Genomic DNA, 14,375 nt, shown 5'->3' on the forward strand with positions numbered 1-14,375 from the left:
TGGTGGGGCACGCCCTGTTCCTCAAGTGCGAGGGATTCAACTTCGCCGGCTCGATCAAGCTCAAGGCGGCGACCGAAATGGTGGAGGCCGCCGAGTGGAGCGGCCTTCTCAAGCCGGGTTCGATCCTGGTCGAGTCCTCGTCCGGAAACCTGGGCGTGGCCCTGAGCGTCATCGCCGCCAGCAAGGGCTACGGCTTCCTGTGCGTGACGGACGCGCGCTGCAACCTCTCGGCGCGTCGGTTCATGGAGGCCATGGGCGGCCAGGTGCACATCATCGCCGAACCGGCTGCCTCCGGTGGACTGCTCGGCGCGCGGATCGCCCATGTCCAGGCACTGTGCGCCTCCGACGACCGGTACATATGGCTCAACCAATACACCAACGCCGACAACTGGCGGGCCCACTACCGCACCACCGCGCCGGCCATCGCCCGTCACTTCCCGCGCCTGGACGTGTTGTTCGTCGGCGCGGGCACCACGGGCACGTTGATGGGTTGCGCGCGCTATTTCCGGGAGTTGCGCAGGCAGGTGAAGATCGTGGCGGTGGACAGCGTCGGCTCGGTGACCTTCGGCGGCGAGCCGGGTCGTCGGATGATCCCCGGCCTGGGCACCAGCGTCCGCCCGGCGCTGCTGGACGAGTCCTACGTGGACGACGTGATCCGCGTCGAGGAGGCCGACACCGTCCGGGCCTGTCACCGCCTGGCCCGGCGCGGGTTCCTCTTCGGGGGGTCGACCGGCACCGTCGTCAGCGGCGCCCAGGAGTGGCTTGCCAGGCAGGGAGCCCACAACCTCACCGCGGTGGCCATCGCCCCGGACCTCGGCGAGCGCTACCTCGACACCATCTACCAGACCAACTGGCTGCACGCCCTCTACGGTGAGGAGGTGCTCAGCCCCGATACACCGGACACGCTCGCCGCGGACCTCAGATCGGCCTGAGACCGCAGATGTCGACCTGAGCGGGACATCGCAGCGCGCTCTGTGCTGTCGCCCGGACCGGTCTCCAGGCCGGCCCACAAGTCAAGGCACCGCACCCGCACCGCGTGCTACCCGTCCCAGCCGTCCCTTTCGATCCATCCCATCCACCCCGACCAACTCCATTGCACACGGGCGGCATTACGCGCGGATTTCCCGCTCGTGAAGACCCGGTACAGGGAGCTCCGGCCGCCCCAGTGGCAGCCCATTCACCGCGGAGCGGCACACCCGCCGGCCCGGCCGAACCAGCCGCGGCCGGCGCGAACCGTGCCAGGGGCCGCCCTCGTGACACGTTCGCCCCGCTGCTGCCTGGTTCACCACGACGCCATCCGGATCCGGCTCAACTTCCCATGGTGCGTGTGGCGTTCGCCCGAATCCTCCCGAGCAGTTCCTGGAGCATCTGCCGTTCATCGGCGCTCAGCCCCGCCAACAGTTGCTGCTCGACCTGCTGTTGGACGGGCCACAGGGCGGCAAGCGCCTGCTCGCCCGCCGGAGTGCGGACGTAGGAGTTCTCCCGCCGTTCCAGCCAGCCGCGTTCCGTCAACGGGGCCGTCAGTGCGTCGAGTTCACGGGCGTCCACGCCCAGATCGCGGCGGAGTTCGTCCCCGGGTGTGCGCCGTTCGGCCGTGACCACCATCAACGCGATGACCTGGGCGGAGGAGAGCCCGGCCGCCTCTCGCGCGGCCCGGTCGAGGGCGTCCCGAATGAACCGCCCGGTGAGGGTGACGTCACGGCCCAGGCTGTTGCGGATGCGTTCGGTCAGCACGGCGAGCACCATCTTCGTCCGTAGTTCGTACAGGGAAATGCCGGCGGCCACACCGACGTTGAGCGATTCCACCGCCCCGGCCATCGGGATGGCGACGAGCAGGTCGGCCGCTTCGATGACCTCCTGGCTGACCCCCGAGGTCTCGCCGCCGACGACCAGGGCCACCGGGCGCCCGTCGAGCGCGGCCAGTGCCTGGAGCTGGTGGCCGCGGGGGCTGGTCGCCACGATCTGGAATCCGGCTGACCGCAGCGCCGCGACCGCCTCGGAAGGTGATGCGAAGCGTCGTGTGCGGGTGGTGAGCACCGTGCCGCGCGAGGCGTCGAGGACCCGGCGGGACGTCACATCCGTCGCGGGGTCGGTCAGGACGACGTCCTCGATGCCGAGTGCCCGGCCGCTGCGGACGAGGGTGCCCAGGTTGCCCGGATCGGCGACCCCGTCGCAGACCAGCGCGAAGTCGCCCCAGGGCGTGGTCACTTCGGGATCGGCGGGCAGCGTAGCGAGCGCCAGCCACGCCACCGGGCGAGCGGTGCCGGCCACCTGCCGCAGCACCCCGTCCCGGACCCGGTGCACGGCCACGCCCCGGTCGCGCAACCGCCCGGCCAACCGCTCGTCCTCGGCACCGGACGCGCCCTCGGCGTGCAGCACCTCCAACAGCGGTGTACCGGCGGCGAGTACCTGCTCGATCAGCGACCGCCCCTCCAACGCGCATGCGCCGGCGGCCGCACGCCCCGCCCGAGTGCCCAACGCCCGTGCTGCGGCGAGCCGTTCGTCCTTGACCGATGTCACGACGGAACCCGCAACGCCATCACCGGCATCGCCCTCGGACTGGCCGCCGCGTCCCAACTGTTCGCCGTCCCTACCGTGCCTGTTGGCCCCGGTCCTGTTTCTCGCCCTGTTCACGGTGCGATGCTCTCAAGGGGTTGGCCGGGCCTAGTTCAACTCGGCGACCTGCTCCGGGGTCAGGGCCCGGTCGAAGACCTGCACGTTCTTGATGCCACCGGAGAAGAAGTCGACGGGTCGGCCGTCGAAGGTGGCGCGGCCGATGACGAGCGGGCCCGGGGCGGTGTCCGGGTTCGAATCGGTGGCGGTGCCCTGCCGCACGCCGTTGACGTAGAGGTGGAGCTGATGGGTCGTGGCGTCGCAGACCCCGACCAGATGGGTCCAGGTGTTGAGGGCGGGCGGCTTGCTCGCGAGCGTGCGGACGCCCAGCCGGGAGAACGCCCACCGACGGTCGGCGCCCGAGTACTGCAGGTAGAACGCGCTGCCGCCGGTGGTGCCTTGACTGACGACGGTGGCGAAGCCGTTGGCGCTGGTGAGGTAGGCCCAGGCGGAGATCGTGAAGCTGTGCCCCGGAGTGGTGTCGAGTACCTGGTCGCGCGTGATGATCTGGCTGCTGACGCCGTTGAAGAGCGCGGCACCGCTGTCGCCGACGCCCCAGCGGACGTCGGACGCGGTGCCGTTGTGGGCGCCCGTGGAGTCCGCGGCGGTGGTGCCGGCGCCTTCGTCAAGTCGCCATGCACCGACGGGTTTTGGGCTGGCGGGCCGGGTCGGGGCCGAGGCCGGTGCGGAGTCCTGTGTGGTGTCGTTGCTGCGGGTCAGGGCCATGGGGACGCCCACCGCGGCGACGGCGGCCGCGGCGGCAGCGGAGATCAGGAGCGCGCGGCGACTGGGGCCGCGCCGGCTCGCCGGGCCGGTTGGGCTGGGTTGCGTCGTTGCCGTTCCCGGCGGGGGAGTGCGGGACCCGTCGCGGGAGACGATGGGCGCGGGGCCCGTCGCCGGAGTGACGGGAACCGGAGCCGGCGGGGTCCCGAAGCCGGCCGGTGGCGCGGGTTGTGGGGCGATCGGTGGCGGCGTCGCACCGGTCGGTCGTTGGCCCAGGTAGGCCGTTTCGGTTCGGGCGCCGGGGGTTGCGGTGCCGCCGGGGACGGCGCCGGCGCCGTGGGCGCCACTCGCTCCCGGTGCGTGCGACGGGTTGCCGGAGGGCCCGCTGCCGGTGTCAACGCCACTGCCCTGGGCGGGAGTTCGACTGGATGATGCGATGTCGTGCGGCGCCCGGTGACTGCCGTCGGTCGCGGGCGGCGCGGCCGACGCGGTCGCCCCCGCACTGGCCCCGCACCGGGTCAACAGCTCCCGGGGCGTGGGCCGTTGGGCGGGGTCCTTGGCCAGGCAGTCGGTGATGAGCGCGCGCAACGCGGGGTCGGTGACCGTGTCGAGGTCGGGGGAGTCGTGGGCGACCCGGTAGAGGAGGGAGGCCAAGTGGCCGTTGCCGAACGGGTTTCCGCCGGTGGCCGCGTACGCCAGGACCGTTCCGAGGGAGAAGACGTCGCTGGCCGGGCCGATCTCCTCGCCGTTCACCTGCTCCGGCGACATGAATCCCGGCGAGCCGAGCGCGTACCCGGTCACGGTGAGGGAGCTGCCCTCGACGACCCGGGCGATGCCGAAGTCGATGACCCGCGGGCCGTCTTCGGCCAGCAGCACGTTGGAGGGCTTGAGATCGCGGTGGATGAGATGCGCGCTGTGGATCGACACCAGCGCCTCGGCGAGCCCGGCGCCCAGGGCGAACACACGGGGCGCGGGCATCGGTCCCCGGTTGGCGATTTCCTTCTCCAGCGAAGGGCCGGCGATGTAACTGGTCACCAGCCAGGGCTTGGCCGCGTCGGGATCGGCGTCGATCACCGGTGCGGTGAACGCCCCGCTGACCGCGCGGGCGGCCTGCACCTCCCTGCGGAACCGGGAACGGAAGTCCGGCTGGTCGACCAGGGCGGCGTGCACCACCTTGACCGCGACCCGCCGGCCGCCGGGCGAGCGCCCGAGGAAGACCCGCCCCATGCCGCCGACGCCCAGCCGCTCCAGCAACTGGTATCCGCCGATGGAACGCGGGTCGTCCGGATCCAGCGCTGCCACAAAACCCTCCCGCGTTGTCGACCCGGCCAGTTTCGACCGGTCGGCCTCTAGCATAGGGGGCCGCCGCCGCGCCGGGCCGGGCGACCTCTGCCGGTCCGCACGCCTGACCTGGTGCCACGGGCGACGTAGCGGAACACCGGTACGGCGGACCGACCCGGGCGGCGGGGCGGGGTCGGTGATGTCCGGCCGTGCGCCGGGTTTCGCGCCGGGTTTCTCTCCGTGCATCGCCTCATCGAGCGACTTGTTATGTTCGGGCGGTGACGGACTATGAAGCGGCCGAGGCCCGCGGCAAGGGGTATCTGCTCGACAACCGGCAGGCCGAGGCGGGGGAGCGGTTTGCGGCCTTGTCGGAGTTGTTCGATCCGGTGACGTTCCGGCGGTTGCGGGCGCTGGGGGTTGCGGACGGGTGGAACTGCTGGGAGGTCGGAGCGGGCGGCCCGAGCGTCCCCGCGTGGTTGGCCGAGCGGGTCGGCGCGAACGGCCGCGTACTGGCCACCGATCTCGACACGTCGTGGATGCCGCAGGCCGGGGCGCCGTACGAGGTGGTTCGGCACGACGTGGGTGCCGACGAGGCGCCGGACGGGTCGTTCGACCTGGTGCACGCCCGGCTCGTCCTGGTCCATGTGCCGCATCGCGAGGCCGCGTTGCGGGCCATGGTGCGGGCCCTGCGGCCGGGCGGATGGCTGCTGGTGGAGGACGCCGATCCGGCGCTGCAACCACTTGCCTGCCCCGACGAGTACGGCCCCGAGCAGGAGCTCGCGAACCGGATCCGGCGCGGCTTCCGTGCGCTGCTGGCGGAGCGGGGCGCGCAACTCGCCTTCGGGCGGACGCTGCCTCGGCTGCTGCGGACGGCCGGATTGGCCGACGTCGAGGCCGATGCGTACTTCCCGATCACGTCGCCTATCGGGAGCGCGCTGGAGGCCGCGACCGTACGGCAGATCCGCGAGCGGCTGATCGAGGCCGGGTTGGCGACGGTCGAGGAGATCGAGCAGCACCTGGCGAACATCGCGTCGGGGCATCTCGACACCGCGACGGCACCGTTGATCTCCGCTTGGGGCCGGAAGCCGGTCGGCTAGAACCGCCGTCTCGCTGGCCCTCTCCGCTGCGCAGGGGGCGGATCGTTCGTCCCCCGAGGCTTTGCCTCGGGGGATTTTTCGTTCTTGGGGTGACTGCGACGAATGCGGAGATGGGGGTGAATGCGCGTGCGTGTGTGGGAACGGGCCTCGGCCGCTCCCGAGTTCCCCTGGCAGCGAGGCCGAGCCCCAACGAGAACCGCTCCGGCCGAAAGTGAACGCCGCGCGGGACGTCATGGGAGGGGGTGCTCGCGCCTCGAACTGCGGTGAGTTAGGTTAGGCAAACCTAAGTAGCCCACTGCTCGCCCTGGGAGAGCCGGATGTCTTCATCTCGTGCCCGCGCCATCACGCCGACCGCCGCCGAGCGCGTCCGCTCGATCCTGACCGTCTCCCACTCCATGACCGTGGTGAGCGACGGGCTCCGCAGCGAAGTCCACCGTCTCAACGGTGCCGGGACCACGGGCCTGTTCCACCTGCACGCCGCGGGCGAGGGCCCCGACGTCCCCTCGACCGGACGCGTCCCGGTCCGCCTGGAACTCACCGACATCGCCCCCACGCCCGTGCGCGACCGGCTGCGTGCCCGGGTCACGCTGGCCGGGCTCCTGACGGCCCCGTACGACCCCCAGTCCGAGCGGAGCGCGTGCCTGGAATTCGGCCAGGCGGTCCTGGAAGACGCGGCGGGGCGCAGCTACGTCACGCTCCAGGAGCTGGAGCGCGCCGACCCCGACCCCTTGGCGAAGACCGAGGCGGAGATGCTGACCCACCTCGTCGACGCACACGCCGAACTCGTCCCGCTCCTGCTCCGACTGGTCCGCCCGGTCCCCAACGACGGTGTGCAGCGGGCGCTTCCGGTGGCCATGGACCGCTACGGGATCACCCTCCGCCTGGAATACCCCAGCTCCCACCGCGATGTCCGCCTGCCGTTCACCACTCCCGTGACCCGGATCGAACAGGCCGGCCCCCAGATCCAGGCCCTGTCCGCCACGGCCCGCCGCATCTCCCACACCAGTCACCTCCTGGCGTGAGCGCAGGCGGTGCCGGCCGTCCCGGGGCGGTCCGCACCGCAAGGGAAGTCGGCCGGGACGTTCCGTCCGAGTCGGGCCGCAGGGCAGCGCGGGAGTCAACGAGCCTACGGAATCCAGGGGTTGACACTGGCGGCCGCCTCGGCGCTGCGCTTGACGGGCGCCAGGTGGGCGGCGGCCACGGCGGTGGTGAATCGAGCGGCCCGGGGCGCGCGGAACGGGGCCGTGCATGCTTCCTCGTTGCCCGTCGCGCTGCTGCGGGCAGTGTCCTGCGGTGTGGTGCCGTATTCCGCCATGATCTTTGACCTTTCTGGCGTCTGGTTGTCGCCGGCCCACATCCTGCAACGATCACCGATACATTGACCGGCAAATCAGCCAAGTTCCCTCCTGTGGGGGTGGGTTGGCGTGAAACGGGCCCCGGCGTGGCCTGCGACGTTCTTGCGTCGTGCGCACGGGAGTTGACCGATTCACCGCGAACTGGCGACCCGGCACGACATGGCGCGCAAAGGGGCATTGTGGCGCCTGGGCTGTCGCGTCGGATCGCGGGGCCGCACCTTCGACGGAATGCATACGCATGGGCATTCGACCGGGCTCGAAAGTCTTGTGCGGCGGCTGTGACGTTCGCCAGTCCGGCCCTGTTTCCGCGTCGGAAAAGACCGGAACCGAGAAACCGAACACGGTTGACCGGAGGACGCGTTGACCAGGAAGTCAGTCGTCGCCGCGCTGCTCGTCGGCACCTGCCTCGGCCTGATGACCGCTACCGCACACGCCGCCCCCGCCGGCGGGGTGCGCACCCATGCCACCTCGGCCACAACGGCCCGCGCCATGCGCGTTACCGCCGCCTCGGCGCCCCGACTCCGCGCATCGCAGGGGGATTTCGCGGGGCAGGGGATTCGCATCCACACCGCTTCCGCGAGTGGCGCGCCCACCGTCGGTGAGGGATACCGGGGCGTCGGCCTGACGTACTACGGGGTGGCGGAAGGCGAGTACATCAACGACCGCCACAGCGACCTGTGGGCGCACATCAAGGACAACCGCACCGGCGTGGCCGGATGGCTCTCCACCTGCTACATCCACGTGAACGGCTGATGCGCAACGGCCCGAAGGGAACAATCCGAAAGGGTACGGCGTGAGTTCACCTCGTGGGAGAGGGTCCTGCCGTTGTGGTTGCCTGGGGTTGGGTTGACGTCAGGTAGGAGGCGGCGGTCTGTTCGGCGTGCGGGGCGAGCAGGGCCTGGAGTTCGTCGGCCGCGGCCCTGACGAGGTGCCCGTCGCGGTCGGCGTGGAGGGTTTCGAGGGCGAAGACGACGTGGGTGGAGTCCTCGGTGACGCGGGTGCGGTGGGAGTCACGGTGGTTCCAATGGCGGGTGAGGACGCCGGTGGTGTCCGCGTAGACGACCTCGCCGGGCTTGGGGTGCTCGACGGTGTCCGGCTCGCCGAGCGGAGTGAAGGACTCGGTGCCGTGCGCGGGGCGGATCTCGATGTCGCCGGTCACCCGGTCGAGGTCGAAGGCACCTGCGGGCAGGCCGTGCCGGACGGAGACGGCGTTGTAGGAGTCGACGGCCGGGTTGATGCGCGGCAGCGCGCCCTTCTTGGCGAGGCGGCGGCCGAGTGCGTCGACGCTGGGACGGATACGGCGGGGGTTGGTGCCGAAGGAGCGGTAGGCGGTGTGCCATGCCTGGATGCGGGGATCCGTTTCGTCGGCCGGCTGCCAGGCACCGTCCGCGAGTTGCCGCTCCAGATCCTCCAGGGCGGCGACGGTGTCGGGCCAGGCATCGTGGCCGCGCAGGCCGCTCGCGGTGACCAGGGCGATGAGGGTGTCGGGGAAGGCTTCTGCGACTGCGGGGGCGATGCGGACGGTTAGCATCGACGAACTCCGTTTCCGTTGGGGTGTCTTGAGCGGGCGGGGGACCGGGAGCCTGAGCGGTGGGGTGTCTGGCGGCCGGCCCTATGGCTGGGTTGTGGTGGGTTGCGTTGGGCTGCGCCGGGCTGGTTGGGCCGTGCCGCGTCCTCAGGTCAGGGCGAGGAGGCTGACGGCGACGGCGGCGGTGCCCAGGCCGATGAGTTGGCCGCGGTGGATGCGTTCGGCGAGCACGCCGCGGGCGAGCAGGACCGTGCCGGCCGGGTAGAGGGCGGTGATCACGGCGACGACGGTCAGGTCCCCACTGCGGGCGGCGAGCAGGAACAGCAGGTTCGCGAGGGAGTCCAACACGCCCGCGGCCGCCGACACCGCGTACGCGGGCCGTTCGGAGCCCAGCCTGCGGCGCATCAGTCCCGCCGCGGTCAGGGTGACGGCCGAGGAGACCGCCCTGCCGACGATCAGCGGCGCCACCCCGCTGTCGGACGGTGCCTGGTGCAGGCAGACGAGTTGGAGGGCGATGGCGGCACCCGCGCCGAAGGCCAGTAGCAACGCCGTGCGCGAGGGGCGCGCCGAGCCGGCGCCGTGTCCGGCGCTGACCAGCACCACCGCGACCAGCGCCAGCGGCAGCCCGACCAGTCCGGCGGTGGCCAGGCGCTCACCCTGCACCAGGCCGACGGTGACGGGCAGCGCGGCGGACACCAGCGCGGTCACCGGCGAGAGCACGTTCATCGGGCCGATCGCCAGGGTGCGGTAGAGCAGGGCGAACGCGGCGGCGGAGGCGACGCCGGACGCGGCGCCCCAGGCGAGTGTCGCGGTGCTGAACGAGGCGCCGAGCACCGGCCACAGCAGCAGCTCGACCGCGAGACTGGCCGGAGCGGCGATCATCACGGTGCGCAGCACATGTGCCTTGCGGGCGCCGAGCCCGCCGAGGAAGTCAGCGCACCCGTAGGCGAGTGAGCTACCGAGGGCCAGCAGCAGAGCGATCACAGCACATTTCCTTACCGTTCAGCGGAGCGACCACACCGTACAATGGAACGACCGACCGATGTCAACCAAACGACCGGGCGGTGCATTGAAATGGTCAAACGGTGAGGATGGTGATCAGGTGGCCGAGACAGCCGCGGCCCTGCGGACGGTCGCGCACAACGTCAAGGCGGCCCGGGCCCGCGCGGGACTGTCCCTGGACGAGCTCAGCCGGCGCGCCCAGGTCAGCAAGGGGGCCCTGGTGGGACTGGAGAAGGCCCAGGGCAACCCCAACCTGGCCACCCTGGTCAGGCTGGCTGACACCCTCGGCATCTCGGTGTCCGCCCTGATGCAGGGACCGCCCGAGGGGCACGTCCGGATCGTGGCCGCAGACAACGTGGCGCCACTGTGGACCGGCAGGCAGGGCAGTCAGGCTCGGCTCATGCTCACCACCTCGGGCCCGGCTCCCGTCGAGGTCTGGCGGTGGCAACTCGAACCGGACGAGGAATACCCCAGTCACCCCCACCAGTCCGGAGTCGTGGAGTCCGTCAGCGTCACCGCCGGCCGGATGACCCTGGTCGTCGACGGCACCGAGCACACCGTCGAGGCCGGACAGACCGCCACCTTCGACGGCGACGCCCCCCACGCCTACCGCGGCGCGGGCGCCGGAACCTGCCACCTGATCATGACGGTCCACCTGCCGCCCGGCCCGAATCCCGCGGGCTGACAAACGAGTTGTGGGCTCGCGCTGCGACCTCCAACCCGCAACTGGCCTTGCGGCGCAACCATCTTCCGCTCCGGCAGTCACGTATGCGCACACGCACACGCACACGCACACGCACCGATGCGCGACCGGTAGTTGCCCCTTGACGGGCAGTGGGGCCACCCGAGCCGGCCGTGCCGGGGCCGGGGCGTCGTGGGAGGTGGACGTAACCAGGCGGCAGTCGTCGGCGACATCGGCGTGGGGAGCGGAACGTGCGCCCCGAAGTTGCGACGGAGCCCACGGAGCGCATACAACCAGTCACATGACATTGGGTTGGAAACTGGTCATCGACAGCACGAACGCGCCTGCGCTCGCGGACTTCTGGGCCGCGGCGCTGGGCTACGAGGTGGAGGACCCCGGCGCCCTGATCGAGCAGTTGCTGGCCGCCGGGCACGTCGGTGAGGAGGCGATCGCCGAGCACCGCGGCCGCAGGACCTTCCGTGGCTACGCGGCCGTCCGCCACCCCGAGGACCCGTTCGACGCGACCAGCGGCGTCGGCCGCGGGCGCCGACTGCTCTTCCAGGAGGTGCCCGAGGGCAAGACCGGCAAGAACCGCCTGCACATCGACGTCCACAGCGAGCCCGGTGCGTCCGGCGGCCGCGACGAGTTGGTGGCACGGCTGGAGGGACTGGGCGCGACCCGCATCCGCGAGGTGAACCAGGGTCCGGCCGGCCACTGGTGGATCATGCAGGACCCGGAAGGCAACGAGTTCTGCGTCTCGTAGGGCCGATGGCCGGCGCGGCCGGGGGCGTTCGGAATGCGGTCCGGTCCGCCGCTCCCGGCCGCGCGCCAGTCAGGACGCCGCCCGGACCTGCGCCCGTAGCCCTTGGGCGTATGCCCGCGCGGACTCCAGGTCGACGGTGTTGGGGCGCCCCTTGTTGATGCCACCGACGATCCTGAACGGCAGCCAGGTGTCGTGGGCGCGGCACGAGAAGCTGCTGTTCACCTCGAATCCCTTCTGTCCGAGAAGCCGGACGAGGGGGCGGGTGAAGGGCCGGAACGGCAGTTCGGGCAGGCCGCTGGTGGCGAACACAAATGCCTTGCCTCGCTCGGCCGTTGGCAGTGCCTGGACGAACTGGCGCAGCCGGGGGTGGAACTGCATGGAGAAGATCCCGGAGCCGAATCCCACCAGGTCGTAGGTGGCGAGCTCGGCCACGTCGACCTCGTCGGGGTCGACGACGGGGGCTTGCAGGATCTGCCCCATGACGTCGGCGACCCGCTTCGTGTTGCCGTGGGACACGGAGGTGCACACGATGATGGCCTTCACGATGATGCTCCTTTCGGTTGCGCGACGCGGCGTCGTGCCGGTTCCGCGGTCTTGGCGTTGCGTCGATTTGGTGGTGCCGGCGGTGCGTTCGTCAAGGGGGGCGAGGGGCTTGCCTTCCCCAACGAAGCGCCCGCGCCCGCATGGTGACGGTTGTGGCTATGACCGGGCGTGTGCCTGTGGCTGGGCCTGTGACTGTGTGCGCGAGGTCGCGGGTGTGGATGCGGGTCTGGTCGTGGTCGGTGTCGGGCCGGAGAGCCACCGGTAGGTGCGCGCATGTCGCATCGACGCCACGGTGAACCGACAGACACGTTCCTTGAGTACCGCCGCGGCCCGCCCCGAGAAGGCGAGGCCCCGAGGGGTGTCGTCCCGGTGCGCGGCCTGGACGAACCCGTCGCGCCGCCCGAGACTGATCCCCTGCCCGACCATGCCGATCGAGAGCGGAGCCGGCCGTTCGCCCCGTATCAACGCCAGCACGGTGTCGGCGCCGTGGGCGCCCAGGGGCATCGCTGCCTGGCAGCTCATCCGGAGGTGACTGCCGACGTCCTCGGGCGGGGCAACCGCGTCGCCGGCACCGACGATCCGTTCATGGCCGACGCACACCAGGGCGTCGTCCGTGCGCAGGCGCCCGTCGGCGGTCACCGGTAGACCACTGCGCAGTGCCAGGTCCGGCACCTCGAACGAGCCGGCCCAGACCGTGCAATCGCTCGGCACCCAGCCAACATCGGCCTGCACGCCGTCTGGACGGACACCAGTCACCCGCACCCCGGTGCGCAGCACGACCCCGGCGTTGACCAGCTTGCGCTCGATGCGGGCCCGGCTCGATGCCGGCAACCACGCGGCAACCGACGGCGAGACCAACTCGACCGTCAACGACGGGTAGGCGTCGGCGATTTCGGCGGCGCTCTCGATCCCGGTCAGTCCGCCACCGACGACCACCACGCGCGCCCCGGCGGCCAGGCTCCGCAGTCGTGTGCGCAGCGACTCGGCACCGTCGAGGTCGGCGACACCGTACGCGTGCTCCAACCCGGCCGTGCCATGGGCCGCCGTGCTGCCCACCGCGTACAGCAGATAGTCGAAGTCGAGTGCGTCACCGTCATCGAGCCGGACCGATCGCTCGGCGATCGTCTCCACCGTCGCCACCCGCAGACGGACCTCGCTGCGCAGCAGGTCGCGGAGCGGCCGCACCGCTTCGGACCCACCCGCCGCGTGCTCGTGCAGCCGGACGCGTTCCACGAACTCCGGTCGCGGATTGACCACCGTCACCGTCACGCCCGGCCGCCCCGCGGCCGCCAGTCGGTTCGCGGCCATCACACCTGCGTAGCCCGCGCCGACAACCACTACTCGTGCCAACACCCACACCTCCGATCGTGTCGAGCTCACGCCGTGTGGACGCCGCAGGGTCGGCGACTGTGACATCGGAGGGGTGTGGCCCCGCTCACAGGCGTTCCGTAGTCGTTTCGCTCGGAGGAGAGGGCGTCGGCGTCGGGTTCGACGGCGTCGGCGGGTTGCTGGTCCCGTCCAGTGCACCGGACTTGGACCTGGTGGACCTTGCCGATCGGATCCTGGATCATTGCCAGGCATGGGGACCCCACCACAGCCACCGCCCATGCCACCGAGCCACCCGCCGCACGGCTCTCCACCCGGCCCACCAACTCCCACACCGCCCCAACGGCCGGGTAGGGGACGGGCCACCCCGCTGATCGTGGCCGCAGTGCTGTCGGCGCTCATCGTCGTCGTGGCCGTGGCGATATGGGCTCCGTGGTCGGAGGGCAGGACGCCCGCCGCCGCACGGCCCGCACCCACCGCGGAGACCGGGCGATCCGCGAAGACGGTCGTGGTCCTCGTGACGCAGACCGCCACCCCGGAGCAGACGGACGCGCTCCGGACCGACCTCCAGGCCACGCGCGGAGTCCTGTCCGTGGAGTTCGTCTCGCCGCAGCAGTGGGCGAGTTGCGCGCGGTACCTCCCACCCGCGTCGCGGTCCCAGCAGCCGGGAGCCTGCCTGGTGGCGCGGGTGAGCAACGACGTGAGCACCGCCGCGCTGAGCCGGGCGGTCAGCCGTAGGCCGGGCGTACAGCAGGTGACTGACTGAGTCGGTCGCCGAGGTGGTGGCGGCGGGGGAGGGAGCCCACGCCTGGCTTCGCAGGCCCCCGCGCCCGGCCTACCCCATGCTCTTGGCGCCGTCCAGGGCCTCGCGGATGATGTCGGCATGGCCGGCGTGCTGAGCGGTCTCGGCGATGAGGTGCAGCAACACCCGGCGGGCCGACCACCGCGCGTCGGACTCGAACCACGGGGCCTTCGGCAGCGGCCACGCGACGCCGAGGTCGGGCAGCGTCGCGATCAGGTCGTCGGTCCGGCGAGCCACCTCCGCGTACGCGGCCAACACGCCGGCCAACGTCTCGTCCTCCAACAACCGGAACTCGTCCGCCCGGCGGGCCCAGTCGGACTCCGTCAGCGCCGTGAAGTCCGGCATCGCCGAGGGCCCGTGCAGGATGAAATCCGCCCAGAGCCGTTCGGCCGAGGTGACGTGCTTGATCAGACCGCCCAGGCACATCTCGCTGGCGGTGGTCCGCAGCCTGGCCTGCTCGTCGGTGAGATCGCGGGTGGTGAAGCGCAGGAAGTGCCGGTGCTTGGCCAGTGCCTCAAGCCATTCGGCGCGCGGTCGCGTCCGGGAGGTGGTGTAAAAGGGCCATGAGCGTAGGTTTCGTACTGAACCGACCAAAGTTCGTACGGAAGGACCCACGCCCGTGACACGTCGAGTATCCCCGATCCAGGCGATACGTACCGA

Annotated in this window: 15 protein-coding genes; 7 read left to right on the top strand and 8 right to left on the bottom strand. The window is 71.3% G+C overall.

Annotated elements, in window-relative coordinates; genetic code table 11:
• Positions 1-932 (top strand): 2,3-diaminopropionate biosynthesis protein SbnA (sbnA, locus tag ACIQU6_RS42260; protein ID WP_403487623.1); only part of this gene is annotated, 932 nt, incomplete at its 5' end.
• A gap of 376 nt (positions 933-1,308) precedes the next feature.
• On the opposite strand, the gene ACIQU6_RS42265 is transcribed toward sbnA, so the two are convergent.
• Positions 1,309-2,520, bottom strand: coding sequence for a TrmH family RNA methyltransferase (locus ACIQU6_RS42265; protein WP_403487625.1), 1,212 nt, complete (start codon positions 2,518-2,520; stop codon positions 1,309-1,311).
• Positions 2,521-2,664: 144 nt separating this feature from the next.
• A complete protein-coding gene (locus ACIQU6_RS42270) occupies positions 2,665-4,638 on the bottom strand; it encodes a LamG-like jellyroll fold domain-containing protein (RefSeq protein ID WP_403487627.1) in 1,974 nt (657 codons plus the stop codon).
• Between the two features lie 257 nt (positions 4,639-4,895).
• Here ACIQU6_RS42270 and ACIQU6_RS42275 point away from each other — a divergent pair, with 257 nt between their 5' ends.
• Positions 4,896-5,714 carry a methyltransferase domain-containing protein gene (locus ACIQU6_RS42275; RefSeq protein WP_403487629.1) on the top strand — a complete coding sequence of 273 codons (819 nt, stop codon included), beginning with the start codon at positions 4,896-4,898 and terminating at the stop codon, positions 5,712-5,714.
• 317 nt (positions 5,715-6,031) lie between these two features.
• Positions 6,032-6,736, top strand: a complete 705-nt coding sequence (locus tag ACIQU6_RS42280; protein ID WP_403487631.1) for a DUF2470 domain-containing protein — start codon at positions 6,032-6,034, stop codon at positions 6,734-6,736.
• 104 nt (positions 6,737-6,840) lie between these two features.
• On the opposite strand, the gene ACIQU6_RS42285 is transcribed toward ACIQU6_RS42280, so the two are convergent.
• Positions 6,841-7,029, bottom strand: a complete 189-nt coding sequence (locus tag ACIQU6_RS42285) for a hypothetical protein (RefSeq protein ID WP_403487633.1) — start codon at positions 7,027-7,029, stop codon at positions 6,841-6,843.
• Between the two features lie 400 nt (positions 7,030-7,429).
• Here ACIQU6_RS42285 and ACIQU6_RS42290 point away from each other — a divergent pair, with 400 nt between their 5' ends.
• Positions 7,430-7,822, top strand: a complete 393-nt coding sequence (locus tag ACIQU6_RS42290) for a hypothetical protein (protein WP_403487635.1) — start codon at positions 7,430-7,432, stop codon at positions 7,820-7,822.
• A gap of 46 nt (positions 7,823-7,868) precedes the next feature.
• Here ACIQU6_RS42290 and ACIQU6_RS42295 read toward each other — a convergent pair whose 3' ends face one another.
• The gene (locus tag ACIQU6_RS42295; protein WP_403487637.1) at positions 7,869-8,600 is read right to left on the bottom strand and encodes a B3/4 domain-containing protein; all 732 of its coding nucleotides are present in this window, start codon (positions 8,598-8,600) and stop codon (positions 7,869-7,871) included.
• A gap of 144 nt (positions 8,601-8,744) precedes the next feature.
• Entirely contained in the window at positions 8,745-9,581 is an 837-nt protein-coding gene (locus tag ACIQU6_RS42300; RefSeq protein ID WP_403487639.1) for an EamA family transporter, read from the bottom strand.
• A 118-nt stretch (positions 9,582-9,699) separates the two neighbouring features.
• Here ACIQU6_RS42300 and ACIQU6_RS42305 point away from each other — a divergent pair, with 118 nt between their 5' ends.
• Both ACIQU6_RS42305 and ACIQU6_RS42310 read left to right on the top strand, forming a co-directional pair.
• Positions 9,700-10,284, top strand: coding sequence for a helix-turn-helix domain-containing protein (locus ACIQU6_RS42305; RefSeq protein ID WP_403487641.1), 585 nt, complete (start codon positions 9,700-9,702; stop codon positions 10,282-10,284).
• Positions 10,285-10,582: 298 nt separating this feature from the next.
• On the top strand, positions 10,583-11,044 hold the full coding sequence (locus tag ACIQU6_RS42310) for a VOC family protein (protein WP_403487643.1): 462 nt from the start codon (positions 10,583-10,585) through the stop codon (positions 11,042-11,044).
• Between the two features lie 69 nt (positions 11,045-11,113).
• Here the strand turns inward: ACIQU6_RS42310 and ACIQU6_RS42315 are convergent, their stop codons facing one another.
• Both ACIQU6_RS42315 and ACIQU6_RS42320 read right to left on the bottom strand, forming a co-directional pair.
• The gene (locus ACIQU6_RS42315; protein WP_403487644.1) at positions 11,114-11,587 is read right to left on the bottom strand and encodes a flavodoxin family protein; all 474 of its coding nucleotides are present in this window, start codon (positions 11,585-11,587) and stop codon (positions 11,114-11,116) included.
• Positions 11,588-11,743: 156 nt separating this feature from the next.
• Positions 11,744-13,003, bottom strand: coding sequence for an NAD(P)/FAD-dependent oxidoreductase (locus ACIQU6_RS42320; protein ID WP_403487646.1), 1,260 nt, complete (start codon positions 13,001-13,003; stop codon positions 11,744-11,746).
• Positions 13,004-13,289: 286 nt separating this feature from the next.
• On the opposite strand from ACIQU6_RS42320, the gene ACIQU6_RS42325 reads away from it, so the two are divergent.
• Complete coding sequence (locus ACIQU6_RS42325) at positions 13,290-13,679, top strand: permease-like cell division protein FtsX (protein WP_403487648.1); 390 nt, start codon at positions 13,290-13,292, stop codon at positions 13,677-13,679.
• A 69-nt stretch (positions 13,680-13,748) separates the two neighbouring features.
• Here the strand turns inward: ACIQU6_RS42325 and ACIQU6_RS42330 are convergent, their stop codons facing one another.
• Positions 13,749-14,309, bottom strand: a complete 561-nt coding sequence (locus ACIQU6_RS42330) for a DinB family protein (RefSeq protein ID WP_403487650.1) — start codon at positions 14,307-14,309, stop codon at positions 13,749-13,751.
• Positions 14,310-14,375 lie beyond the last annotated feature (66 nt).

This window comes from Streptomyces sp. NPDC090442 (genome assembly GCF_044769405.1).
Classification (GTDB): Bacteria; Actinomycetota; Actinomycetes; order Streptomycetales; family Streptomycetaceae; genus Streptomyces.

Excerpts from the sequence above, each read along its gene's own strand:
- ACIQU6_RS42280 (WP_403487631.1), top strand. The coding sequence starts at position 6,032 with ATGTCTTCATCTCGTGCCCGCGCCATCACGCCGACCGCCGCCGAGCGC.
- ACIQU6_RS42285 (WP_403487633.1), bottom strand. The coding sequence starts at position 7,029 with ATGGCGGAATACGGCACCACACCGCAGGACACTGCCCGCAGCAGCGCG.
- ACIQU6_RS42295 (WP_403487637.1), bottom strand. The coding sequence starts at position 8,600 with ATGCTAACCGTCCGCATCGCCCCCGCAGTCGCAGAAGCCTTCCCCGAC.
- ACIQU6_RS42310 (WP_403487643.1), top strand. The coding sequence starts at position 10,583 with ATGACATTGGGTTGGAAACTGGTCATCGACAGCACGAACGCGCCTGCG.
- ACIQU6_RS42320 (WP_403487646.1), bottom strand. The coding sequence starts at position 13,003 with ATGTCACAGTCGCCGACCCTGCGGCGTCCACACGGCGTGAGCTCGACA.